Here is a 24,011-nt window from a genome sequence, read left to right as displayed (position 1 = left end):
GATGGAAGTTTCACTTTATCTCTTTTTTATAAAAACATTTTCATAATGGGAATTATCTACTCCATTCACTCTCCCAGCTCCACGGTTGTCTAAATAATACCAAATGGAGTAGATAAGAACAGGAGTGAGAATAAAAAATATTGCAAGTGTACTAATGACCGGATATTTCATCCTCTTTTTCTTTTTATTTTTATTCTTTTTATGAACGTCAGTACGAGAAGGATATTGACCATTCTCCTCTTTAAATTGATCAATCATCTGCTCTCGTAAATCTTGAGTTTGATCAGGGCTTCTATTCAGTCTGCTCATTGTCATTGTCTTCACCCTTTCTTAAAAATCGCAGCCTAATCTGAACGGCAAATAATAAGTCAATTATAAAATGTGCAATAATCGTTGTATACAAATTATCTGTCCACTCATATACAATTCCGAGCAAAAAACTTGTTAGAAGAACAACAGTAAATAATAACCACTTCGTAACATACCGAAAATGCATAATTGCAAATATAATGCTTGCTGTCCAAAGGCCGAAACTCGTTTGCAAAACCCCGCGAAATAGAAATTCTTCTGTGAAAGCAATGAATGCCGTTAAAAAGAAAATATGGGGAACCGATCTTTTCGCAAACAATTTTTCATTAATGCCGCCATCATCATACAGTTTCTTCGGAGCAAATTTCGTTATTATAAAGTCGAGTAAAATAACGAGGAATGCAACAGCAGAACCGTAGAAAAGAAACTTATAATCAGATGCCTTCCATAAATTCATAAAATCCGCATAGCTGTCAAATAAGAAAAAACTTAAAATAAAACTAATGAAAAGTAATAATATTTGGGTGAAATATAATTGCTGTACAATTTGTTTATCAGAAAGCTGCTTAATAAGTTCATTTTGTTTTTTCAACAAATATTAATCACTCACCTTGACCGAATATTTCTCTCAATTCTTCTTCCCATTGAAAGACATTTGCTGCAATCACTTTTTCTTCTTTTCCTTCAAATTCTTTTATATTGATCCCGCATATATCACAGCAGTTTTCAGGATGCTCTGTTAGTGATTCTTCAAAATAAGATAAGATGCCTTCTCTTCTGCATTTATCCGTATTCAGCCACTCTAACATCTGCTGTAATCTCCGTCCTTTTGTTTTGCGCCGTTTTTCAATTTCAGCCCAAATAACAGTGACGATTTCTTCTTCGTGCCCATGAAGAGGATTTGGCAATTTATTCATCTGATGTGTAATATATCTCCACTGCACTTCCGTTAATCCGGATTTATGTGCGATTTCTTCTTCCCTTTCATTACTTAAAAGGAGAGAAACGGCATGATGCAGCTGATCAAAGGCCGGCAGCTCTGACTCAATTAAGTTTTTAGGAATATCACAATCACTTTCAGTCATCAGTGTAATTGCAACACTAGGCATACTGTCACGGCCCGCTCTCCCAATTTCCTGTACATATGATTCCATTTGTGCAGGGAAATGAAAATGGATGACGTAACGGACATTTTTCTTATCAATACCCATTCCGAATGCATTTGTACAACAAACAATGTCCAGCTGGTCATATATAAATTGATGCTGAATTAATGTACGCTGTTCCGTTTCCATTCCTCCATGATAAAAAGCGACATTAGAAACATCATTTTCCTGTAAATAATGTGCAAGCTTTTCCGTCCAGCTGCGGCTCGAGCAATAAATCATTCCGGGTCCTTTTAGCGTTTTTGCCAATTGAAGCACCCTACTTATTTTTTCGTCTAAATAAGAGAATTTTTCAAGCTTAATTGCAATTTTTGGCCGATCGATGGAGGAAATATGTTCTATACTGTTTTTCTCGAATTTTAAAATTTTCTTTATATCCTGCAAAACTTCTTTCGTCGCTGTTGCCGTCAAAGCGAGGCATGGTGGTGAATTTAACTTTTCACGAATGTCGCCAAGCTTGGAATAATCAGGCCTGAAGTCATGCCCCCATTGAGAAATACAATGCGCTTCGTCAACAACAAATAAGGAAATTCTTGCAGAAATAAGTGCTTCCTGTATATAGTCAAGCTGCAAAATTTCAGGAGAAGCATATATATATTTATAATTCTTTAGCTGCTGCAATAATGTTTTCCGTTTTAGAAATGGCAATGTACTATTTAAGGCAATAACCTTTTTTTCTCCTCTTAGCTTAATCTGCTGTACTTGATCTTCCATTAAAGAAATTAAAGGAGAAACAATTAAAACAGGACTGCTGAAAATATATCCAGGAAGCTGATAACAGAGAGATTTTCCGCCTCCGGTCGGCAGCAGTGCCAAAACATCTTTTCGTTTTAAAACATCTTCAATAATTTCCCTTTGACCTTTTTTAAAACCCGAATGAAAAAAATACTTTTCTAAAATAAATTCTAATTGTTCACTCATTTGTCTCTCCTATACATGGCAAAGGCTAAGCGGATTTGAAAATAGGAATACGGCTGTTCAAGATGTTGTTTTACCATTTTAAGCTGTGTTGTATGAAGCTTTTCAATTACCTCCCGAATAGTATTATAATCGTCTAATGAAATGAATGCTGATAAGTCTGTATTCGGGTCGTTTAATGCTATTTCAACGATATGGTCTTCAATCGTACTTTTTTTCAATTGGCGGATATTTGCAATTTGCTCCACTTCTAATCCCTTTTTCAGAAGATTAAAAGTAGCAAAAGTGGAGGCAGTGAAATTCTTCTCCTTTTTTAAATCGGATATCATATATTGTAATAATGAATAAGACTTCGTATTTCCTTTCAATTTTCTAACGATAAAATGAATAATATTCCAAAATAGCAATTGGATATAATATAGATCATCAGCAAATTTTTCTGCTAATTGAGCCGAGGTGAGGCCGATCCTTGTACTTGATGTAAGCTTTAAAACGAAAATAGACGCTTCTGTATTCGAACATTGTGAAAGAATATCCCTTAATTCATCATGTAATTGTTTTGCTAATACTTCTTTTGAGGCTCCATTTCTCTGCAAAAAATTTTTAACCCAAAATAAATCTTCCTCATTTTTAGTAACGGGTAAATAACGGTTTTTTTCATATACTAAATTTGATATGACTTGAGTGAATATCGTTAACCGCCTCCACATCACTCTTGCTTCATTTCCATATTCCCAGCCGTTTAATGAGGCTGGAATTGGTTTATGTAACTTCATATTCTCTATATACTCAAGTCCTGCTCTTGTCAATTTCAATGATTCATCAAGAAATTGATTAGCAGCCATACGTTCTGTACTGTTTAATATTTGACTACGTTCCAGCTCTGGAAAAAGTCCAAATAGTGGAGATAAACGAAAGATAATGGAGTCTTGAATTGTTTGGGAAGATTTTTTTCCAACTAATAAATGATACGTAGCAGAAATAGATCTTTCTCCGTTGAATTTATGCGTACAATACAATATTAAGAAATCTAAATAGTTCATCTTTATATTCACACCTTACAACAATCATTTATATGTTTATTGTAACAAATTTCTAGAACATTCTTCTTTAAAAACAAATAAAAAAGAAGAAGACATCAAATTCTGATAATACCTATATGGTTAAATTGTTAAAGTACATTTTTATTGAAATGTAAGACAAACAGCTTTACAATAACAATATATCAAATATATGGCGTTTCTTTTTACAAAGAAGATTTCAACTAGCTTTAGTTGTACCATAAGTATGATGTATGAATTTATAGGGAGGATTTTTAAAGATGGCTAAGTATACAATCGTTGACAAAGATACTTGTATCGCTTGCGGTGCATGTGGCGCGGCAGCACCAGATATTTACGACTATGATGATGAAGGCATTGCCTACGTTACATTAGATGATAACCAAGGTATCGTGGAAATTCCAGAAGTCCTTGAAGAAGATATGCTCGATGCTTTTGAAGGTTGTCCAACAGACTCCATTAAAGTAGCTGATGAGCCATTTGAAGGCGACGCATTAAAATTCGAATAGGTATGAAGAAATCCCCCTGCAGGCAGGGGGATTTTTCTATACTTCACGGTAATTCGTTTTCATTTGTGTTAAAATCCATGTTTTTATTTTAGACATAACAGCTAATAACAGAGCTGTTATGATAAGGCCTTTTATAATATTAAAAGGTAAGATACCTTTTACGACAAAAGCTTTTAGCGCTTCTGCAGACATTTCGGGAATATTTAAAAACAATACATACGCCGGCATAATAACAAAATAATTTAAAATACTCATAACAACCGCCATTAGCACAGTACCAAGCACAAGGCCAGCTGTTAATCCCTTCATACTTTTGAAACGTCTAAACATATAAGCGGAAGGTACGATAAATAATACTCCGGCAATAAAGTTTGAAATTTCTCCGACTGGAACTCCTGTTGCACTCCCTTGGATTAAGTAGTGAAGAATATTTTTTATCGCTTCCACCATAATTCCGGCACCAGGACCAAAAACAATCGCTGCAATTAACGCAGGAATTTCACTAAAGTCAATTAATAAAAAATTAGGTAAAACAGGCAGAGGAAAATCTACCATAATTAATAAATAAGCAATACTGCTTAACATCCCTACTGTTACTTGTTTCTTTACACGACTTCCTTGCACATTCATTCTCTCCCTTTTCTGATCGCACCCGAAAAAAAGAGGAATGGTTCATCATGAACTTACAAAATAAAAAACCTTGCAGTTTCAGCTAAACGAATCGAAATTAGCAAAAGCAACAAGGGATTTTCCGCAAGTCCAAATAAAGATCCGTACTTATAATATCAAAACGAAATTCACAAATTAATTCAATCAAAATACTATGAATTAACTATACGAATCAGCTATTATAAGACGTTTCTCTGAACCTCCATCTTCTCCCATCCAGACTTTACTGTCGGCTCTGGAATCTCACCAGATCCTGCCCAACTTACAGGCTCGCGGACTTAAAGCTACTGCTTATCACCGCCGGTCGGGAATTTCACCCTGCCCCGAAGATTGATCATATTATTTAATTATTGAATCTAATTCTATACCAAAGTCTGCATAAAAGCTAGTAAAATATATTTCATTCGACATATTTTTTTATTATATGTTGCTACAAAAAAGAAGCTCTCCCTCCTTATTTGACAGACATTTTTTTATTTGTCACTTTTGATTCAAATTGATATAATTCACATGATATGATAAATTTTCCAGATCCAATATGTTCATCAATGAGGAGGAGAAGACAATGTTCCAAATACTTGTTTCTGACTCAATGAGCAGTGAAGGATTAAAGCCGCTGCTTGAATCACCACTTGTAAATGTCGTTCAAAAGAAAGTGGATGAAGCAGCAAATGAACTCCATATATTTGATGCCCTTTTAGTAAGAAGTGCTACAAAAGTTACTAATGAATTAATGAAGAAAATGCCAAACTTAAAAATTATTGGCCGTGCAGGAGTCGGTGTCGATAATATTGATATTAACGCTGCTACAAAAAATGGAGTTGTCGTTATTAATTCACCCGATGGAAACACTATTTCAACCGCAGAGCATACATTCGCCATGATGTCTGCTTTAATGCGTTATATCCCGCAAGCATATGTTACTGTTAAATCAAATGAGTGGAATAGAGGAGCCTTCGTGGGAACAGAGCTGTATGGAAAAACATTAGGAATTATCGGATTTGGGCGAATTGGTACAGAGCTTGCAAAACGAGCTCAAGCATTTGGTATGGATGTTATCGTTTATGATCCTTTCTTAACAGAGGAGCGCGCTCATGAAATCGGTGTTAGAAACCATACGCTTGATGAACTTCTTACAGCGGCCGATATTATTACTGTCCATACCCCATTGACGAAAGATACAAAAGGTTTATTAGGAAAATACAATATCGGAAAAACAAAAAAAGGCGTCTACTTAATAAACTGTGCCCGCGGTGGAATTATTGATGAGGATGCTCTTGTTCATTACCTTGAAAACGGGCATGTGAAAGGTGCCGCATTAGACGTATTTGTCGTTGAACCCCCTGTAAATAATAAACTTCTTAAATTTTCTAACTTGATCGCTACACCCCATCTAGGTGCATCTACAAAAGAAGCTCAATTAAATGTTGCCGCACAAGTATCAGAACAGGTGCTTCGTTTCCTTGAAGGAAAGCCGGTTGCTTCTTCTATTAACTTGCCAACTTTATCAAAAGAAGTATTTCAAAAAATCCAGCCTTTCTATCAGCTTGCGAAAAAGATGGGCAATCTTTCTTCCCAGTTTATGAAAATTCCTGTAAAAGAAATCTCCATTCAGTATGAAGGCTCCGTTGCAGAGCTTGAAACTTCTTTTATTACAAAAAGCGTATTAGCCGGATTTCTAGAACCTAGAGTAGACACGACTGTAAATGAAGTAAATGCCGGATTAATCACGAAAGAACGCGGAATTACATTTAGCGAAAAAATTTCCTCTAATACATCTGGATATGAAAACTGCCTCGCTGTAAAAGTAACCGGTAATAAACATGTCTTTGAAATAAAAGGCACATATATACCGAACTATGGTGAGCGCATCATTGGCATTAATGATTTTAACATTGATTTCTATCCTGCCGGCCATCTGTTATATATCCATCACTGCGATAAGCCAGGTGTTATCGGACGCGTAGGCCAGATTTTAGGAAACCATGAAGTAAATATTGCTACAATGCAAGTTGGGCGTAAAGAAAAAGGCGGGGAAGCAATCATGATGCTTGCCGTTGACCATTCTTTAGATGAAAAAGTTCTTCATGATTTAAAAGCCTGTGATGATATTTCAGCTGTAAAAACATTTGATCTTTAAAAAATAAGCAGAAAAGGCGATTACTGCCCTTTCTGCTTATTTCAATTTGATAAAGCTGTTTTATATTCAGTTGAATGAAACATAAAGATCGGGTCAAGAGCATACTTTTTTTCAATAGTCCATTCACCTTTATGAACTTCAAAATGGAGATGCGTTCCCGTTGATATTCCGGTATTTCCGATAATACCGACTGACTCTCCCTTTTTCACTGTTTCACCTTCTGTAACAAACCGCTTATGTAAGTGGGCATAGACGGTTTCATACCCTTCAGGATGTTTGATAAACACGACATGTCCATATGAATCTGAGTAATATGATTTTGTCACAACACCGGCGGATACAGAGCGGATTGCCTCTCCATTGGGTGCCGCAATATCAATTCCTTTATGCTTCCCCTTTCGAGTCCCGAATGTATCAGTAATTACCCCTTCCACTGGCTGCACCCAGTTCTCTGAAAGGTCTTCCAATGTTAACGACTCTGCTTTAACCGTCAATCCTCCTTTTACTGACATTAAAATAAATATGCCAGCAATCATTATTTTCTTTAAAAAAAGCACCATTGTTGTCCCCCTATATTTCATTCTCAAACATTTCCTTTATTTGCTATAGCTATATCAAAAAGGACAAGCATAGTATATTGCAATAATTGCCAATGTATACAAAAAAAGACCCAATTAATTTGGATCTTTCCTGCTTCACTTCACTGGATTTGGGGAATAGGGCACTTCGACTGACTTTGTTACATCCATCTTGCCTATTCTTCCTATATCAATTCCATTAAATTTAACTGACTCATAGCCGAAGTCTTTCGCGGTTAGAAGAATAGCTTCAAGCATCATAATATAAGGATCACTATTTTCAAAAGAAACACCATCTTTAAAATTGACATTCAGTATGTTTCCATCCGCTTTTACAGTAATATCTGAGAAATCATCTAAAATGGAAGGCTTTAAATTTTGAGCTGACATTTCCTTTTTCATCGCTTTAAAAGCATCTATAATGGAGTTATATTGATTATTTGAAGGCGCAAGCAGCTTTTCTGCCTTTTCATTATCTTCAAAAATAAAATAGCCTTTCTTTTCTGCCTGATTAAGCTTCAGGTATTCTATCCGCTCGCCACCTTTAAGGGCAATACCAGGCTTTCCATGCGTATAAAATTTCACTCTTTCAAAACCTTGCCAGCGCAGCGATTCCGAAATAATTTGATTAAAGAGTGTCTCATCTTTTAAGGAATCCAATGTTTCAGGTTTTTCTAAATTAACAATAACCTCCGCTGGATTTTCATGTGAAATACTCATCGTAATACCTTTTAAAGCAACAGTATTTAATCCGAGTTCATCATCGTTAAATGTTTTCAGTATATCATTTATTTGTTCCGCCCTATTTTCACCTTGCGTTCCTACAATGCTTAGGGGAACAACCGTTTTCGTCTCTTTATCAGGAAAAGCGACCGTGATCATATTATTACTTTCTTCATTTTTAATAACAAATGTTTTTTCATTATTGTCTTTGCTTAATTCTGTCTGCTCATTGCCAAATATCGCTGCTTCATTATTTTTCTCATTAGGCTGCTGTAAAGCGGAATACTTACCTTCATCTGTTTTATTCTCTTCCAGCTGCTCAAAAAAATAAGGAGAGATGAAAGCTATAATAAGAAGGGCTGCAATACCCGTTAATACAGGGGTGCTCCAATATTTTATTTTCTTCTTACTCAATTTATTCAACTGGAGAGATTCATAGATTTCAGCAACTGTTCTTCTATCTCTGATCGAGGGTAATTGCTGTAAAATTTCTTCAAGCTCTTCAGTACTTAACTCGGGTTTTTTCACTCAGGAACCCCTCCCTTTCCTCAGCAATTATGTTCATCTGTTTTTGTAGCTGCTTTAATGCCCGATGCTGAGTCGTTTTTACTTTACTTTCCGTCCATCCTAATGTTTTTGCTGTTTCAGCAATCGATAATTCCTGTAAATATCTTAAGAGAATGACTGATTTTTGATCCACCGTACAGGCGTCTAATGCGTGATACATCTGCTGTACTTGTTCACCTTGAAGCGCGAGCTCATCAGGCAGCGGCTTATAGTCCATAATTTGCTGCTGATCCCAATCGAATTTATCAAAAATACGTTCACGAATCGTTTTATTTTTACGAAACCAATCGATTGCTACATGTCTTGCAATCGATAAAAGCCAAGTCTTTTCACTGCTCCGTCCTTCAAACTTTTCATATGATTTTAATACACGTATATATACTTCCTGTACTAAATCTTCAGCCTGCTCTCTATTTTTCACCATATAAAATAAAAATTTAAACACATCTTGATGATACTTTTCATAAATTTGCTGAAATGTATCCTTTTGAAAGGCGTCACGCATTATGATCCTCCGTTCCTAAAATTAGTCGCCTCTAATTTAAAAAAGTTACACACTGCTCTATCTGAAATAAAAGAGAAACGTTCATGTAATATTTGTCATAATATTACTTTAGCATAAAGATTAGTAGATCCACCCAATGATTTTATGAAGAATTTATTAAGCTTTTCTTAAGAAATAAAAAGAACCGGCATTTATATATGCCAGTTCTATACAAAATTTTATTCACTTTTTTTCGTTTTAAAAACAAGGGCGCTTCTCTCATACTCAATATCTTTAATACCGAGTCTGAAATTGATGACACGTGAGACTGCAAAGAAATAGTCTGATAAACGGTTTAAATACTTTAAAACTATTTCATTGATAGAAGTTTCTTTTTGTAAGGATACCGTACATCTTTCCGCCCTTCTCGTTACCGTTCTTGCAATATGGATAACAGCCGCCGCATGGCTTCCTCCAGGCAAAATAAACTTCTCAAGATCTGGTGCTTCCTTCACATATGCATCTATTCTTTCTTCAAGAAATTCAATCATTTCTTCCGTCGTCTTATAAGGATATTTTTCTTTTATAACGGCAAGATCGCCCCCGCAGTCAAACAGCTCATGCTGAATTTTTCGCAATTCATTATAAATATCTTTGAATAGATCATCTTCCAGCAGGACGATTGCTTGGCCTACAAAGCTGTTTAATTCATCGATCGTTCCATATGCTTCTACCCGCAGGTCATCTTTATCGACTCTGCCCCCAATAATACTCGTTTTTCCTTTATCACCTGTTTTTGTATAAAGATTCATTTTAACCCTCTCCTTCACTAATACTATTTTAGTCTTTCCGCTAAACCACACCAGACTTTATCCACACGGCTTGCTCGTGCCGCAATATCTTGATAGCACCAGCCAACGATATCCCGCCATACTCTATTCTCTTTCTCTAAAGGAACTATTCCCATTCCGATTTCACAGCCAATAATAATAAGCTTATTTTGTACAGATGACAAAATCCAGTCCATCCACTGTTCTAATATAGACCGGAATTCCTGTCTCGCATTTACGCTCCCTAATGACTGTATCATCATTTCGATTCCTTCTATAATAACTATGCCGTTACAGGAGCTTAAATCCGGAAATACCAGCTCACTATATCCATTAAAACATCTGCACTGCTCATCATCTAATTTATAAAATGATTTTACCCATTTCTTTTTTCCTTGAAAGGCACCTCCACATACGAAATGCAACGGGCTCCCTCCTTTATTTTTTCTAATGTCGTTATTACTTTGTATCCTTCAGCAAATCCGGGCTTCCAATTAAAGAAATCTTTTTCATTCGGAACAAGCTTTGTCATTAACAATTGGATTGGTCCGCCATGTGTCATAATGACAATTTCTCTTTTACCTTCTTCTATCGCCCGGTCAATTGTTTCACGGAATGCTTCTATTATTCTTCTTTCAAATGCGGAATAGCTTTCCCCTTCTGGTGGGCTCACATTATAAAAATCTGTCAGCCAGCTTTGATATAATGGATCGGAGCATAGCTCTTCATATGTTTTTAACTCCCACTCTCCAAACGATAGCTCTCTCCACTTTGAATTTCCATTGCACTCTTCCCCGTATATTTCCACAAATGTTTCCCTGCATCTTTTTAAATCACTTGAAATATACAATTGGCCAGCTGGATAAGAAAGCTGTAAAAGGCTCTTTAATTCTGCTCTCCCTAATGTACTTAAAGAAATATCTGTCCAGCCTAAATATTGTTTTCTTTCATTTGCTTCTGTTTTGCCGTGACGAATTAAAGTAATAACCAGATGATCCCCCATAAAAATGTCTCCTTACCTTCTACATAAGCTCCTAAAGTATCTCCTGTAATTCCTCCAAAATGCTTTATAACAAATGATTTTGAAAAAAAGAGGAACAATAGCGATGCAACAGAGAGAATAATAAATGATGTTGAAAAAAGAGAAAAAATAAAAACAAATATAATAAAAGCAATAATATAAAAATAAAAATCAGCTTTCGACAATCCTTTTTTAAAGGCAAAAGCCATTCCTGATTGCTTTGCTAACGGTGTTTTCATTAAAAATACTCCTAATCCAAATCTCGATACAATCGGGATAAAAAGAAGAAATATAAAATGAAAGGATGAGCTTAAAAGAGATTCGTACATGAATAGAAAGCGGAAACCTAATAGAAAAACTAAGGAAATAACCGCAAATGCTCCTACCCTTGAATCCGACATAATTTCCACACGTTTTTCTTTATTTTGATAAGAGAAAAAAGCATCGCTGCAATCCATCCATCCATCAAGATGGAGGAAACCTGAAAAGGCCAAATAGATAAATAATAGAAAGAAAGTGAGAAATAAGGAAGAAATATTCGTGAAGTTTACTAGTAAAACATATAATAATGTGACAAATAAACCGGAAATTAATCCGACAGCCGGAAATGATTTCACCGTCCATCTCGAACGGTCTTCATCAAATAAAACTTCTTTATTATATGGAATAACGGTTAAAAATTGAATTGCTAACAGAAAGCCATCAATTATTTTTTTCATCTGTATTCAACCTTTTTTCTTTCTCGGAATCCCGTTTTCAACTAAATATACCTCTTTTGCAACTGCAGCAATTTCTACATGCAGCCTGCCTAATTTACGCATATAATTTAAAGTTTCCCATTCATACATCGTCCCGCTTGAAAAGATTTCATTTGAAACGATAATAACCGCAAAACTGTTATTTGCTATTTTCTGAAGTGCTAATAGAATAGACTGTTCATCTTCATTTTGCTCACTGAACATTTCATTCGCTAAAAGAGTTGTTAAACAATCAATTAAGACAACATCCTTTTTTGAAAAACGAGATGCAATTTCTCCTATGTTTGCACTGCATTCTACTGTATTCCATTGCAAACCCGACTTTGTCCGGTCTTCCTGATGTTTTCTTATTCGTTTTTTCATTTCTTCATCATAAACAATAGATGTGGCGATGTAATGAAGTTCTTTACTATCGGAAGCTAACTCCATTGCTTTCTGTTCTGCAAAATAGCTCTTCCCACTCCTGACACCGCCGCTTACGAAAATGATCATCTGTTTTTCCACTCCTCTAAAAGAGCTAATAAGAAATCATTCTCGGCTTTTGTTTTCACAGCTATTCTTATATATTTTCCGTTTAAATGTGCAAAGTTTTCTGTATGTCTTACAACCGCTCCATTTTGCAGAAGATAGATAAGTAAGGAATGGGCATTTTCACTTACCCGTTCGCGTAATAAATAATAATTTGTAACAGAAGATGATGTATAAAAGCCTGCATTCCCCAATTTTTCACATACACGTTTCCGTTCATCATTAATTCGTTTTCTCGTTCTTAAAACTTCCTTGTCCATTCTTTCCACTGCCTGCAGTCCTAATTGCTGGGCGATTCCATTGACACTCCATGTTGGCAATTTCTTATTTAGTTCATTTATTAGTTTTTCCTGGGCAATAATATAACCTAAACGCGCTCCAGCCAAATTGTACATTTTCGTAACAGATCGCAAAATAATAAGATGCTCATACTGATGTATGTTATGTAAGGATGTCATATCCCCGCTCTCGCAAAAATCGTAAAAAGCTTCATCAATAATAAGAGAGACATCATATTTTTCTGTCAGTTTGATTATTTCATCTACATTAGAAAAAATAGTGCCCGTCGGATTATTCGGATTACATAAAAAAAGAACATCAATCTCTTTTAAGAAGCTCTCAAATTCATTCAGCAGTACTTGCCACTCATTTTGTTCGTTAATCGCCCATGTATGAATCGTACATTGAAAGGCATCACACGCTCTCCTGTATTCATTAAATGTCGGCTCAATAATACCAACTGCTTTACCCTGGAAATTTTCCGCAAGTAAAAAAATACATTGGGAAGCACCATTTCCGAATAAAAGCTGCCCTTCCTTTACCGCCAGCTCTTCAGCATATTTCTTCTTTAACTGTGTACAATTTGGATCCGGATATTCAGAAATCCATGCGGAAATATCACTCATTTCAAAATGATCATTAATCGCAAACGGATTCGTATTTACACTAAAGTCAATAATCTTTTCCGGCATTTTCACATTCATTACTTCATATAAAAACTGTGGATTAGCTCCGTGTAATGGCAACGTCAAATAATAATCCCCCAATCGCTAAAATGATTGTAAAAACAAGAATTGTTCTGTACATAATAACCGTTGTATCTTCAATATGTTCTGTTTGTAATGGTAAAAGAGCCTGTCCCATTGTCGGTCTTTCTGACTTTACTCCTTTGTAATAGTTCACCCCGCCAAGCTGTATACAAAGAATACCTGCTATTGCCGCCTCACACCAGCCGCTGTTTGGGCTTGGATGCTTTCTTGCATCTCGGAAAAGAGTTGCAAACTTCTCTTTAAATGATGCTTCATTAAAACCAATGGAACTAATAATCATCGAAATTCCTGTTAACCTGCTTGGAATATAATTCAATACGTCATCCAACCTCGCTGCAGCCCAGCCAAAATCAATATATTTCTCACTTTTATTACCGATCATCGAGTCAGCAGTATTTACAGTACGATATAAAAATGCTAATGGGGCCCCTCCTATAAAAGCGAAAAATAACGGGGCTGTTATTCCGTCACTCGTATTTTCTGCCACTGTTTCAACTGTTCCCCTAATAATTTCCGCCTCATTTAATTTATCCGTATCACGGCCGACAATCCAGCTTAACTTCTCCCTCGCATATGTTATATTATTATCTTCAAGCGGCTTTTTCACTTCATATGCTGAATCTTTCAAATTTTTAGCCGCAATTGTCGTAAAGATGAGGATTCCTTCTATAACGATACCGAGCCAATGATGAATAGAATAGCTAAAGAAAACAAGAAGATAGCTGAGAGTCACTATTATAATCAAAATGAGAACGATCGAAATAATCCCTTTTATTTTGCGATGCTTTCCATTGTTAAGCTGCTTATCAAAATAAGCGATAAAAGCACCCATTACGCGGACTGGATGCGGCAGCCAATGCGGGTCTCCTATAATACGATCTAAAATAAGCGCAATAATAATTGCTGTAAAATGTTCTATTATCATTTTAAACTCGCTAACCTTTTTTTATTTTTTTGAATTGCTTCCACTGTCGCCTCATAAACGAGCATTCCTATACTTTTTCCAATATTCGTTATCGTTCCAGCATATTTAAAATGTAGCCCCGTTTGTGTTGCCGCAATAACAATACTGTCTGTGGACGTTCCAGTCGCAACAGTGCCGGATCTTGGATCACGCACTTCTTCTATGTGAAGCGCTTTTGCTTTCGCTTCGGTCGCCGTCATAGCAGCCTGCATAAAGGCAGCTTCTGTTAAATGCCCTTCAATGAAGATCCATGTATTAATCGTACCCGGATACGTAATTTCTTCTTTGTAATAATGAAAAGCCTGTGAAATATCAACTGCATTTGAAACACCTGCTGTCACCATTACAGTCAGCTGGAACTCATTACCTTTAAACTGCTTAAAAACCGCATCCTCTAAACAGGCAGCAGTCATCATTCCAATTGTCTTATTTTTATCGATCCCTTTTCCAGCTAATGTATCGATCATATCCTCTGTCGGATTATCACAATAATAATTTTTATCAACAAATCTCGTAACAAAGTGTGTGCTCCAGCTAAAACCTGAACCGATAATAGCAGACGAGAGAGATTTGTATGGCCTATCTGTATGTAAAACAATCCATTCCTTCGAATGCTCTTCCACTTTGATTGAACTGTCATCATATTGCTCATTTTTCTTTTCAGATGGATTAAATGTTATTAATGCCTTCGGAACAGCAGGGTGCTCCATCATTTGTAAATCAGCATCATAGATCTCTTCCAATTTCTCATTAATAAAAAGATTTCTCGGTGTATCTGTATTCACTTCTTTTCCATCCTTTAATAACAGAACTTTATCACAATATAAACTAGCCAGATTCAAATCATGAAAAATAGAAATAACCGTTAAATTTTTCTCCTCAATTAACTCCTTTAATAATTCTAATAAATTAATTTGATGAGAAATATCTAAATGGTTTGTAGGTTCATCTAATAATAAAATTTCTGCTTCTTGAACGAGCGCCCTCGCTAAATAAACTAACTGTCTTTCCCCTCCGCTTAGCTCATCTAAAAAGCGGTCTTTTAAACGCTCGATTTTCGTAAGACGAATAGCTTCCTGCACACTGTCCTCATCCTCTTTCGACCATGCAGGTAAAAGGGTGCGCTGATGGGCATATCTTCCAAGCTTGATCGCATCATAAACAGTAAAAGAGAAAGGAGCATCATTTAACTGCGGTAGAACAGCCAATTTCTTCGCTAATTCTTTCGTTTGATACATTCGAATGTTTCTCCCGTCAATGATAACTTCCCCTTCTTTTGCTGCCTGTCCCCCGCTTATAAGTTTTAATAATGTCGTCTTTCCGCTCCCATTCGGCCCTAAAATACCGAAAAATTCTCCCTTTGATACCGATAGATTTATATTTTCTAAAATAGTTTTAGACCCGATTTTATATGATATATTTTTTACATCTATCATCATTTTCCTACTTTCTCTTACTTCTTGAATAAAAAATAAGGGCAAATATCGGCGCACCTATAACAGATGTAATAACCCCTACAGGCAATTCTTTTGGTTCGATAATCGTTCTTGCGAGCAGATCTGTAATAACAAGAAAAGAACCGCCATTTAAAATAGCTAACGGCAATAATCTCTCATGCTTTGGACCCCAAATAAGCCTTGTAATATGAGGAATAACGAGACCAACGAAGCCAATTGTCCCAGATACTGCAACAGAAGCACCTGTTAAAAGGGAAGCCGCAATTAAAATGATCATCTTTCTTCTATTCACATTGATTCCCATATGCTTTGCCGCTTCCTCACCGAATGCAAATGCATTCAGCTCACGTGCATTGGCAAGAAGCAATAACAGCCCTGCAGCATAAAAAGGAAGGATCATTTTTACAAAATCCCAGCCTCTCATCGACACACTGCCGAGCAGCCAGTTAATAATCTGTCTTAACTCTTCACCTGAAAGAGCGATAATGAGGGAAATGAGAGCTCCAAGAAAAGAGCTGAAAATAATGCCGGTCAAAATAATCGTATGAACAGCTAAATTTTTCTCTACCATTTTCGTAAAGGAAATAACAGCTAATAATGTTAGACAGGCAGTTATAACGCTAACGAGCGGTAATGTCAAAATTCCGAAAAACGGAATCGTTATATTAAAAAATAAAACGGTGACTGCACCTAATGAGGCGCCTGATGATACACCTAAAGTGTACGGATCGGCAAGCGGATTTCTTAAGAGACCTTGGAATGCTGCTCCAGCAGCGGCTAATGCTCCGCCAACAATGAAAGCAAGCAGTACACGCGGAAAGCGGATTTCCATAATAATATTAATGACTGTATCATCAACCGGTTTCTGCATTATTCCAAACTGACTTAAAAAAACATCGATAACAGTAGAAAAGGGAATCGTTACAGAACCTAACGATATCCCTACTAAAATTGAAAATACAGCTATAATAATCGATAGAACAAACGGATAGAAAGATGCTACCTTATTTATAGACATCCGGGTAAACAGCTTTTGCAAGCTCTTCTACTCCTTCAATAAGTCTTGGACCAGGTCTTACTACCTTATCCGAATGAATATCAAATACTTGTTTATTTTTCACTGCCGGCACATCCTGCCAAGCTTTTCTCGCTAAAACTTGTTCAACAGCATTTTCTGTATAATAGCCATAAGTTAAAATGATTGTATCAGGCTTTAAAGCAACTGCCTTTTCCTCTGCAAAAGAAGGCCAAGGTTCAGCAACATCTACGACATTCTTTGCTCCGATTACTGTAATCATTTCATCCATAAAGCTTCCTTTACCAGCTGTATAAATATCTGGAGCTGGTGAAACTTCTGCGAATACTTTCTTTTTATCTTCTTCTTTAATTGTTTTTGCTTTTTCTTTTATTACTGCTAAATCTTTTTGCATATCTTGAACAATTTTATCTGCCTCTTCAGTCGTCCCAGTCACTTTTCCAAGAAATTGAATAGAGTCATAAACAGCATCAAATGACGAAGCAGCCGGCACTGCAACAACAGTGAGACCTGCGTCTTTTAATTGCTGTAATCCTGCTTTATCATTAGAAAAATCAGCAAGTACAACATCAGGTTTTAATGAAACTATTTTTTCTACATTAAATTCCATACCGCCGATTTTTTCTACATCTTTTACTTCTTCAGGATAATTATCAAAATCATTTACTCCAACAACCGCATCGCCCATACCTAAAGCATATGTAACTTCTGTATTACTTGGCATTAAAGAAACTATTTTCTCTGGCTTCGCTTTAATTGTCACTTCATTGCCAAGGCCATCTTTTAACGTTAACGGATAAGCCTCTTTTTGCACTTCTTCTGTTTTCGGCTTTTCATTTTCAGCCGATTGCTTCTCTTCTTCCTTAGCACCACAAGCTGCTAAACTAAAAAATAATGCGGCAGCTAGAAGCGGCAAAAGCCATTTTTTCATTTGCTTCATCTTGTTGACCCCTCTTCTTTAATTTATCATTTTAGGCGAGAAGACTCCAACTTTCATTTTATGGATGGAGCAGTCCAAAAATAAGTAGGAGAAGAATCGCCTTTTCATATATCCAAACACACGTTTGTATGGTAGGATGTTCTTGTACAAGTTCTTTGAAAACTGAAGATATAAGGTTGTGACAGGAAAAACGTCTGTCATGTAAAATCTTCAACGTTCCATCGTCCCGCAAGTATCGAAGTAGCGATAACCAAACAGAGCAGAACGTGCGGGAAGAGTACAACGTACAAGATAGCATCACTGCAGGAGGCTAAAAGCCATTTGTACTGCCGAACCGTTGGTGCAACGGGGGTAGCCTGCTAAATAACTTTCGGATACGAAGGTGTTCGCAGGAATCTCCCACTTCTAAACGGAGGAAAAGTGGGAGTAGTTCAACAATGTATAATCAATAGCACATAAATGCTAGAGACGTATAAACCTACCATAAAAACCCATCTACTCACGGATGGGCACAAAACGATTCAATATAATTATAGCTCAAATGAATCGTTCCGAATTCTTGCTCCCCGAAGAATTGAAACAAATATTGAGCTAGGCAGGTCTACTGACTTTTGCTTCATCCTACTTCTGGGCCTTCCCATATAGTTTACCTATACAGTGGTTATCCCATTTCGTCCACAATTACAGTTGCGGGGGCAGTTCCGGTTTTCCACCGGATCCCCTATTATGCATGAAAAATTTCATTGCACCTATCTCATATTGTATATGTCGATTAATCCACATATCATTTTAGCGAATTTATTATCCTATTTCAAGATACCGTTTCGTATGGAACAAGATTATTCGTCAAACTTCTTCACAATCCATCTCTTTTCTTGGCAGGAAGAAAGTAAATGTTGTCCCTTCTCCAAGCTTACTATTTACTGTAATTGACCCTCCATGAGCATCAATAATACTTTTTGCAATTCCAAGCCCTAAACCGGTTCCGGACCCGCCCCTTGTTCTCGCTTTATCCGCTTTATAAAAACGTTCAAAAACAAATGGCAAATCTTCTTCACGTATACCGGAACCAGTATCTTGTACATGAAAAAGCAATCCATCTTTTATAGATTGAACTTTTACATTTACCTGTCCTTCTTCTTCCGTATGACGAATCGCATTATCGATTAAATTCGTTAATACTTGTTCAATTCGATCAGGGTCTAATGGATACACTTCTTCCTCAAGAGCTAAAGATGTTGTTAAGCTAATTTGTTTATCTTTTGCAAGTCCCTGGAATTTACGATTAATCTTTTCAACAAATTCCGGTACAAAGATTTTTTCATAATTAAGAGTAATATGCCCAGCCTGCATCCGTGCCAAGTCAAGAAGATCATTAACAAGCCTTCCCATCCTTAATGATTCATCATAAATAATCTGGGTAATTTCTTTTCTCTCTTCATCGGTGCTTGCAATATCATCGACAATTGCTTCACTGTACCCTTGAAGCATCGCAATCGGTGTTCTTAGCTCATGGCTCACATTTGCTATAAAATCGGTACGAAGCTTCTCTAATTTTCTTTCCTCTGTCATATCCCTTAATACAGCGACCGCCCCGCTAATATTAGACTCATTGTAAAGCGGGCTCATTACTAATACCCAGCTTCTTCCCTGCAAAGAAATTTCAACCGTCTGTTCTTTTTCAGAGCCGGCATCAATGACCTGCTGAAATAAATTATACACTTCAGGAGGGAGCTCTTCCGCTGTTTCGGCTTTCATTCCTCTTTCATAGTACCAGGCATGCAAAAATTTCTCCGCAGGAGGATTCGTTATTAAAATTGTTCCGTCAATTTTAAGTGTAATAACCCCATCTGCCATACTGCTTAAAATACTTGATAGATGCCCTTTTTCCTGATTCAGCGCATTAATATTAAATTTCAGCTGCTTTGCCATTTTATTGAATGCAATTCCAAGTTCACCGATTTCATCATTTGATAAAATCGGTACTTTTGTATCGAATTTGCCTTCTGACAGCTCATGGGCAACTTCTTTCATTTTTCTAAGCGGATTCGTAATTCTAGTAATAAGGAAGAACGCAAAAATCGTCGTAAGTACGATCGCTATCCCAGCGGCAATTATAATATATTTCGTCGTATGCTTTGTCGTTTCATGAACAGCTTTAAGCGACTGGGCTATATAGACAGAACCATACTTACCGTCTGCAAGCTTATAAGGCACACCGACAACGACAACTTCCTTCTCCCCGTTCATCATGCGTTCATCTTCATCTGTCAAATACGCTTTCCTGCTACCTGCTTTATGCTCAGTTAAAACTAACGATAAGACAGGGTCTTGCTTAATATCATCTAAATCGAAGTCTAATGTGTTTTCACTTTCATTTGGAGAAACCCAATATTTTTTTTCATTTTCAACAATTAAAATACTTGTTAAATCATCTGCCAATTCCCAAGTAATAGACCTTGCTAATTCTTTATCCTCATGACTTTCGATAATACTCGATACTTTATTCGCTAATTTTTTTAATTGATCCTCTGTCTGACCAACATGGTAATTTTCAATAAATTCGAGCATGAAAATCGTCAGCACGAACAGAACGAAGGAAACTAATAATAAAATTGTAATCCAAAGTTTACCTACTACACTTTTCCAAATCTTCATTCATTGCCAACCTCAAATTTATAACCGACTCCCCAAACAGTAACGATCATTTTTGCTGCTTCGGCAGATACTTTATTTAACTTTTCACGAAGCCTTTTCACATGTGTATCAACCGTTCTTAAATCTCCAAAAAACTCATATTGCCAAACTTCTTTTAATAATTTTTCACGGTCATACACTTTATCCGGAGTTTTTGCCAAAAAATATAATAATTCATATTCTTTCGGTGTTAAACTCACTTCCGCTCCGTCCGCTGTCACCCTGTGTGCATCATGATCAATCGATAAGTGTGGAAAAACAATAACATTTTTAGCTGTCGTATCTGTTTTTAAATATGATGTATGTGATGCTCTTCTTAAAAGGGCCTTTACACGAAGCACAACTTCCCTCGGGCTAAATGGTTTAACGATATAGTCATCCGTACCAACCTCAAACCCTTGCACTCTGTTTGTTTCCTCCCCTTTTGCTGTTAACATAATGATCGGTGTTGCCTTTTTCTCCCTGAGCTGCCTACAAACTTCAATCCCATCAATGCCAGGCATCATAAGGTCGAGCATAATAAGATCATAATTATTATTTAATGCAAGCTCTAATGCCTCATCCCCATTTTCCGCTTCATCGATATCATAATTCTCTCTCTCAAGATACATTCTTAATAAACGGCGGATTCTATCTTCATCATCTACAACTAATATTTTTGCATATTGATTTTCTTCCATGAGAGATCTCTCCTTTTCCTAAATAAATAGCCTTCACTGCATAAGAGTGAAGGCTATGTTAGCAGTGTTCTAACATTTAATTATGCATATGAATGAAGGCCGGCAATAACTAAGTTAACGAAAATAAAGTTGAACATAATAATTGCATAACCGACTACACCAAGCCACGCTGACTTTTCACCATGCCATCCTTTTGAAAGACGCAAATGTAAATATGCGGCATAAAAAAGCCATGTAATCAATGCCCATACTTCTTTAGGGTCCCAGGCCCAAAATCTTGTCCAGGCAATTTGTGCCCAGATCATCGCAAAAATTAATGCACCTAACGTGAAAATCGGAAAGCCTATCGTTACTGAGCGATAGCCAATCTCATCCATCAAGTCTAAATTAACATTTTTTACGAATGGCTGTAATAAAGCAGACACCCTTTTTCGAATAATCAAACGAATTATTCCATATAATAGTAATCCGGAAGCAAATGACCATATAACTGTATTCAATTTACGTGCTGAAATAATTGCAGGTACTTCAACAAATGCTTCCATCTTATCTTTCGTTAATAATTCTCCTTTATGCGGGCCTATTAAAGCAGGCAAATGATATTCCATCATCGCTTCTGCATCATTTTTATCAATCCATTTATACTCTGCCTGATAATCAACAGCTCTAAATGAAGCAGTAATAATAATAAATGCAATTGTTGTAACGACAAAATACATAATCAATTCCAGAAAAAATGTCTTACGTGAATTTTTCGACTGATCAACAGCTTTTAATAAATAGATAATACCTGCCACCGCACTTATCGCCAGTATTGCCTGCCCCAAGGCCGCTGTTGTTACATGAATAGCGAGCCAGTCACTTTGAAGTGCTGGGATAAGCGGCGATATATCTGTCGGGAACATACTCGCATATGCGATTAAAAGAAGTGCTGTCGGTAAAGTAAATAAACCTAAGACAGCTGTTTTATAAATAAAGAATAAAACGACAAATGCAAGGACGAGCATCATGGCAAATGCTGTTGCAAATTCAAACAGATTACTTACAGGCGCATGCCCTGAGGCAATCCATCTCGTAGTAAAATATCCGATATGGGAAGCTAATCCAATTATTGTAACAGCCATTGCAACTATTGTCCATTTACTTAGTTTCCCGTTTTTTCTTCGATTATTCCGTACTGTACCGCCGAATAAAAAGGTTCCGACTAAGTATGCTATAAAAGCGATATAAAGAAGTGTACTACTAATTTCTGCCACTATTTTCCCCTCCTTAACCCCTTATTTATTCCTTGTCTTTTTGATCTGCCGGTATATTTATTGATGTGCCATCCAGTACATATTTAAGCTCGTTACTTAACCCATACCAGTTTTTATTCGTATGCCCAGCAACTAATATTTCGTCTCCATTACGTTTAATCCATATGCGGCGGTGATTCCAGTACATGCCTTGGATCACACCTATCATAAAGATCGCTCCACCGATTCCAATTACCCATAAAGTCATATCTTTTCTGACTGTCAGTGCTGTAAGATTTTTCGTTTCTACACCTGCAAATTTCATTTTGTATTTATTATCTTCGTTCGGTTCAATTGTCTGTCTAATACCGACAAAACTTGACTCGCCTTCCGGTTTGTCCGGTGTAATCATTTTAAATACAAAGGCAGGATTATCCGGCACTCTCGTTTTTGTTGCAGGCTCTCCATCATCATTAAAATAGAAATTAGGCAAGTAGCTTGCAATCTCTACTCTATATCCGTTTCCAAGATCATATTTCTTTTTAGGATTTAATAAATCGACCGTAATTTCCCCAAAACTTTTATCTGACTGCTTCTCTACTAAATTAAATCTCATTTTATTCAGTTCATTCAGCTTATAACTTGTCTGATAAAGAGCATATCCATCATGCTTTAACGGTTCATTAACCCGTACTTCTTTCCTCTTGATTTCTTTCAGCTCAGGCTCTGCTCCGGGAATAATTTCACCTTTTCTCTCATACAGTACAACATTTGCCTGAAAGTTTTTAATAACAGAGCCGTCCCCCTGTCTATCAATCGCATCACTGAATACTTCGTTTTCTTTATCTTTCTCGTAAACTTCCATAATGAATTTTTCATTTTTCAAAAAATACTTTCCATCTGTACCAGGTATGCCGGCTGTTTCTCCTTCCCGCACCCACAGTACTTCATCTATGTACATTCCTGGAATGAAACGAAGCATCGCACCAATTAAGAAAATAATAAGCCCGATATGATTGACATAAGGACCCCATCTTGAGAAACGTCCTTTTTCAGCTAGGATATTTCCATTTTCCTCCCGCACTGTATAACGGCGTGATTTTAATTTCTTTTTAATTTGCTCATACTCATTTCCATTATGATTATTTATAGAAGAGGAGCTGTATAGCCTTTGCCTTTTCATAAATGATTCATGTCTTGTTACACCTTGTTTTTTCAATGCACGATAAAGCGGAATTACACGGTCTAAGCTGCAAATGACCAATGAAATTCCAATGGAAGCGACAAGAATTAAATACCACTCAGAATTATATAAATTATGAAAGCCGAGCGCATAATATATTTGTCCAAAGATGCCGTACTCATCTTTGTAAAACTCACTCGCTGTCACTGTTGGAGGAATATACATCTCCTGTGGATAAATTGTTCCAAGTGCGGAGGCAATTAAAGTAATAACAATTAGCCATACTCCAACTTTTACAGATGAGAAGAAATTCCATATTTTATCGATGACTGTTTTATTATACGTTTGGGAGCGCCTTGCACTTCCGTCATAACGCATATCTATAAGCTGTTTTTGCTTTTCCCCTTCATCGAGGCTTGTCGCCCTACCGCATGATTCACAAATAATAGTCCCAATAGGATTGACATGCCCGCATTCACATTTTACCTCTCTCATGTTTAAAACTCTCC

At 36.5% G+C, this 24,011-nt stretch carries 24 protein-coding genes and 2 riboswitches; of the genes, 2 read left to right on the top strand and 22 right to left on the bottom strand.

The annotated features are described in order from the left end of the window. Positions 1–15: 15 nt before the first annotated feature. From BFA01S_RS04460 to BFA01S_RS04445, 4 genes are read right to left on the bottom strand one after another with little or no spacing between them, the layout of a single operon-like run. A complete protein-coding gene (locus BFA01S_RS04460; protein WP_066226297.1) occupies positions 16–315 on the bottom strand; it encodes a hypothetical protein in 300 nt (99 codons plus the stop codon). After that, a complete protein-coding gene (locus BFA01S_RS04455) occupies positions 293–904 on the bottom strand; it encodes a CPBP family intramembrane glutamic endopeptidase (RefSeq protein ID WP_066226295.1) in 612 nt (203 codons plus the stop codon). Before BFA01S_RS04455 ends, BFA01S_RS04460 begins: the two co-directional genes overlap by 23 nt. Before the next feature lie 7 nt (positions 905–911). Then, complete coding sequence (locus tag BFA01S_RS04450) at positions 912–2,396, bottom strand: RecQ family ATP-dependent DNA helicase (RefSeq protein WP_066226294.1); 1,485 nt, start codon at positions 2,394–2,396, stop codon at positions 912–914. Beyond that, positions 2,393–3,436 carry a YpbB family protein gene (locus tag BFA01S_RS04445; RefSeq protein ID WP_066226293.1) on the bottom strand — a complete coding sequence of 348 codons (1,044 nt, stop codon included), beginning with the start codon at positions 3,434–3,436 and terminating at the stop codon, positions 2,393–2,395. The genes BFA01S_RS04450 and BFA01S_RS04445 overlap by 4 nt, the downstream gene beginning before the upstream one ends. A 278-nt stretch (positions 3,437–3,714) precedes the next feature. Between BFA01S_RS04445 and BFA01S_RS04440 the strand changes: the two genes are divergently transcribed. Beyond that, entirely contained in the window at positions 3,715–3,963 is a 249-nt protein-coding gene (locus BFA01S_RS04440; RefSeq protein ID WP_066226292.1) for a ferredoxin, read from the top strand. A 36-nt stretch (positions 3,964–3,999) separates the two neighbouring features. Here BFA01S_RS04440 and BFA01S_RS04435 read toward each other — a convergent pair whose 3' ends face one another. Beyond that, complete coding sequence (locus BFA01S_RS04435) at positions 4,000–4,593, bottom strand: ECF transporter S component (RefSeq protein ID WP_066226290.1); 594 nt, start codon at positions 4,591–4,593, stop codon at positions 4,000–4,002. A 239-nt stretch (positions 4,594–4,832) separates the two neighbouring features. Beyond that, a riboswitch (FMN riboswitch) is annotated at positions 4,833–4,967 on the bottom strand. A gap of 230 nt (positions 4,968–5,197) precedes the next feature. Between BFA01S_RS04435 and serA the strand changes: the two genes are divergently transcribed. Further along, entirely contained in the window at positions 5,198–6,772 is a 1,575-nt protein-coding gene (serA, locus tag BFA01S_RS04430; protein WP_066226288.1) for a phosphoglycerate dehydrogenase, read from the top strand. 41 nt (positions 6,773–6,813) lie between these two features. On the opposite strand, the gene BFA01S_RS04425 is transcribed toward serA, so the two are convergent. The 17 genes from BFA01S_RS04425 to resB form a co-directional block, all read right to left on the bottom strand. Beyond that, positions 6,814–7,332 (bottom strand): M23 family metallopeptidase, encoded by a 519-nt coding sequence (locus BFA01S_RS04425; protein WP_066226287.1) that lies wholly within the window; start codon positions 7,330–7,332, stop codon positions 6,814–6,816. 135 nt (positions 7,333–7,467) lie between these two features. Then, a complete protein-coding gene (locus BFA01S_RS04420; RefSeq protein WP_066226285.1) occupies positions 7,468–8,601 on the bottom strand; it encodes a hypothetical protein in 1,134 nt (377 codons plus the stop codon). Continuing rightward, the gene (gene sigX, locus BFA01S_RS04415) at positions 8,576–9,145 is read right to left on the bottom strand and encodes an RNA polymerase sigma factor SigX (RefSeq protein ID WP_066226284.1); all 570 of its coding nucleotides are present in this window, start codon (positions 9,143–9,145) and stop codon (positions 8,576–8,578) included. Before sigX ends, BFA01S_RS04420 begins: the two co-directional genes overlap by 26 nt. A 218-nt stretch (positions 9,146–9,363) precedes the next feature. Next, a complete protein-coding gene (locus BFA01S_RS04410) occupies positions 9,364–9,936 on the bottom strand; it encodes a cob(I)yrinic acid a,c-diamide adenosyltransferase (protein WP_066226283.1) in 573 nt (190 codons plus the stop codon). A 23-nt stretch (positions 9,937–9,959) separates the two neighbouring features. Further along, positions 9,960–10,379 (bottom strand): bifunctional adenosylcobinamide kinase/adenosylcobinamide-phosphate guanylyltransferase, encoded by a 420-nt coding sequence (locus BFA01S_RS04405; protein ID WP_066226282.1) that lies wholly within the window; start codon positions 10,377–10,379, stop codon positions 9,960–9,962. Next, positions 10,331–10,957: a histidine phosphatase family protein gene (locus tag BFA01S_RS04400; RefSeq protein WP_066226280.1), complete on the bottom strand. Its 627-nt coding sequence runs from the start codon at positions 10,955–10,957 to the stop codon at positions 10,331–10,333. The genes BFA01S_RS04405 and BFA01S_RS04400 overlap by 49 nt, the downstream gene beginning before the upstream one ends. Next, complete coding sequence (locus BFA01S_RS04395; protein ID WP_066226279.1) at positions 10,930–11,694, bottom strand: adenosylcobinamide-GDP ribazoletransferase; 765 nt, start codon at positions 11,692–11,694, stop codon at positions 10,930–10,932. The genes BFA01S_RS04400 and BFA01S_RS04395 overlap by 28 nt, the downstream gene beginning before the upstream one ends. A 6-nt stretch (positions 11,695–11,700) precedes the next feature. Further along, a complete protein-coding gene (locus BFA01S_RS04390; RefSeq protein ID WP_082799850.1) occupies positions 11,701–12,225 on the bottom strand; it encodes a bifunctional adenosylcobinamide kinase/adenosylcobinamide-phosphate guanylyltransferase in 525 nt (174 codons plus the stop codon). Then, positions 12,222–13,292 carry a pyridoxal phosphate-dependent aminotransferase gene (locus BFA01S_RS04385; protein WP_066226277.1) on the bottom strand — a complete coding sequence of 357 codons (1,071 nt, stop codon included), beginning with the start codon at positions 13,290–13,292 and terminating at the stop codon, positions 12,222–12,224. Before BFA01S_RS04385 ends, BFA01S_RS04390 begins: the two co-directional genes overlap by 4 nt. After that, positions 13,267–14,235 (bottom strand): adenosylcobinamide-phosphate synthase CbiB, encoded by a 969-nt coding sequence (gene cbiB / locus BFA01S_RS04380; protein WP_066226276.1) that lies wholly within the window; start codon positions 14,233–14,235, stop codon positions 13,267–13,269. The genes BFA01S_RS04385 and cbiB overlap by 26 nt, the downstream gene beginning before the upstream one ends. Continuing rightward, positions 14,232–15,713 carry an adenosylcobinamide amidohydrolase gene (locus tag BFA01S_RS04375; RefSeq protein WP_235842964.1) on the bottom strand — a complete coding sequence of 494 codons (1,482 nt, stop codon included), beginning with the start codon at positions 15,711–15,713 and terminating at the stop codon, positions 14,232–14,234. Before BFA01S_RS04375 ends, cbiB begins: the two co-directional genes overlap by 4 nt. Positions 15,714–15,717: 4 nt before the next feature. Further along, positions 15,718–16,770, bottom strand: coding sequence for a FecCD family ABC transporter permease (locus BFA01S_RS04370; RefSeq protein WP_066226274.1), 1,053 nt, complete (start codon positions 16,768–16,770; stop codon positions 15,718–15,720). Next, a complete protein-coding gene (locus BFA01S_RS04365) occupies positions 16,736–17,698 on the bottom strand; it encodes an ABC transporter substrate-binding protein (RefSeq protein ID WP_066226303.1) in 963 nt (320 codons plus the stop codon). Before BFA01S_RS04365 ends, BFA01S_RS04370 begins: the two co-directional genes overlap by 35 nt. Positions 17,699–18,284: 586 nt before the next feature. Continuing rightward, a riboswitch (cobalamin riboswitch) is annotated at positions 18,285–18,475 on the bottom strand. A 78-nt stretch (positions 18,476–18,553) separates the two neighbouring features. Continuing rightward, entirely contained in the window at positions 18,554–20,365 is a 1,812-nt protein-coding gene (locus BFA01S_RS04360; protein WP_066226273.1) for an ATP-binding protein, read from the bottom strand. Then, complete coding sequence (locus tag BFA01S_RS04355) at positions 20,362–21,084, bottom strand: response regulator transcription factor (protein ID WP_066226272.1); 723 nt, start codon at positions 21,082–21,084, stop codon at positions 20,362–20,364. The genes BFA01S_RS04360 and BFA01S_RS04355 overlap by 4 nt, the downstream gene beginning before the upstream one ends. 80 nt (positions 21,085–21,164) lie before the next feature. Next, entirely contained in the window at positions 21,165–22,340 is a 1,176-nt protein-coding gene (gene ccsB, locus BFA01S_RS04350; protein WP_066226270.1) for a c-type cytochrome biogenesis protein CcsB, read from the bottom strand. Positions 22,341–22,365: 25 nt separating this feature from the next. Continuing rightward, the gene (resB, locus tag BFA01S_RS04345) at positions 22,366–23,997 is read right to left on the bottom strand and encodes a cytochrome c biogenesis protein ResB (RefSeq protein ID WP_066226268.1); all 1,632 of its coding nucleotides are present in this window, start codon (positions 23,995–23,997) and stop codon (positions 22,366–22,368) included. Positions 23,998–24,011 lie beyond the last annotated feature (14 nt).

This window comes from Metabacillus fastidiosus NBRC 101226 (assembly GCF_001591625.1).
GTDB lineage: Bacteria > Bacillota > Bacilli > Bacillales > Bacillaceae > Metabacillus > Metabacillus fastidiosus.
The sequence above is the reverse complement of the archived record's forward strand: the minus strand, read 5'-3'. Positions and strand labels throughout refer to the sequence as shown.

Coding starts and splice junctions, on each gene's coding strand:
- BFA01S_RS04355 (WP_066226272.1), bottom strand. CDS start 21,084: ATGGAAGAAAATCAATATGCAAAAATATTAGTTGTAGATGATGAAGAT.
- cbiB (WP_066226276.1), bottom strand. CDS start 14,235: ATGATAATAGAACATTTTACAGCAATTATTATTGCGCTTATTTTAGAT.
- BFA01S_RS04460 (WP_066226297.1), bottom strand. CDS start 315: ATGACAATGAGCAGACTGAATAGAAGCCCTGATCAAACTCAAGATTTA.
- BFA01S_RS04410 (WP_066226283.1), bottom strand. CDS start 9,936: ATGAATCTTTATACAAAAACAGGTGATAAAGGAAAAACGAGTATTATT.
- BFA01S_RS04395 (WP_066226279.1), bottom strand. CDS start 11,694: ATGAAAAAAATAATTGATGGCTTTCTGTTAGCAATTCAATTTTTAACC.
- BFA01S_RS04360 (WP_066226273.1), bottom strand. CDS start 20,365: ATGAAGATTTGGAAAAGTGTAGTAGGTAAACTTTGGATTACAATTTTA.
- BFA01S_RS04440 (WP_066226292.1), top strand. CDS start 3,715: ATGGCTAAGTATACAATCGTTGACAAAGATACTTGTATCGCTTGCGGT.
- sigX (WP_066226284.1), bottom strand. CDS start 9,145: ATGCGTGACGCCTTTCAAAAGGATACATTTCAGCAAATTTATGAAAAG.
- BFA01S_RS04435 (WP_066226290.1), bottom strand. CDS start 4,593: ATGAATGTGCAAGGAAGTCGTGTAAAGAAACAAGTAACAGTAGGGATG.
- BFA01S_RS04400 (WP_066226280.1), bottom strand. CDS start 10,957: ATGGGGGATCATCTGGTTATTACTTTAATTCGTCACGGCAAAACAGAA.
- BFA01S_RS04445 (WP_066226293.1), bottom strand. CDS start 3,436: ATGAACTATTTAGATTTCTTAATATTGTATTGTACGCATAAATTCAAC.
- serA (WP_066226288.1), top strand. CDS start 5,198: ATGTTCCAAATACTTGTTTCTGACTCAATGAGCAGTGAAGGATTAAAG.
- resB (WP_066226268.1), bottom strand. CDS start 23,997: ATGAGAGAGGTAAAATGTGAATGCGGGCATGTCAATCCTATTGGGACT.
- BFA01S_RS04425 (WP_066226287.1), bottom strand. CDS start 7,332: ATGGTGCTTTTTTTAAAGAAAATAATGATTGCTGGCATATTTATTTTA.
- BFA01S_RS04390 (WP_082799850.1), bottom strand. CDS start 12,225: ATGATCATTTTCGTAAGCGGCGGTGTCAGGAGTGGGAAGAGCTATTTT.
- BFA01S_RS04365 (WP_066226303.1), bottom strand. CDS start 17,698: ATGAAAAAATGGCTTTTGCCGCTTCTAGCTGCCGCATTATTTTTTAGT.
- BFA01S_RS04375 (WP_235842964.1), bottom strand. CDS start 15,713: ATGATGATAGATGTAAAAAATATATCATATAAAATCGGGTCTAAAACT.
- BFA01S_RS04450 (WP_066226294.1), bottom strand. CDS start 2,396: ATGAGTGAACAATTAGAATTTATTTTAGAAAAGTATTTTTTTCATTCG.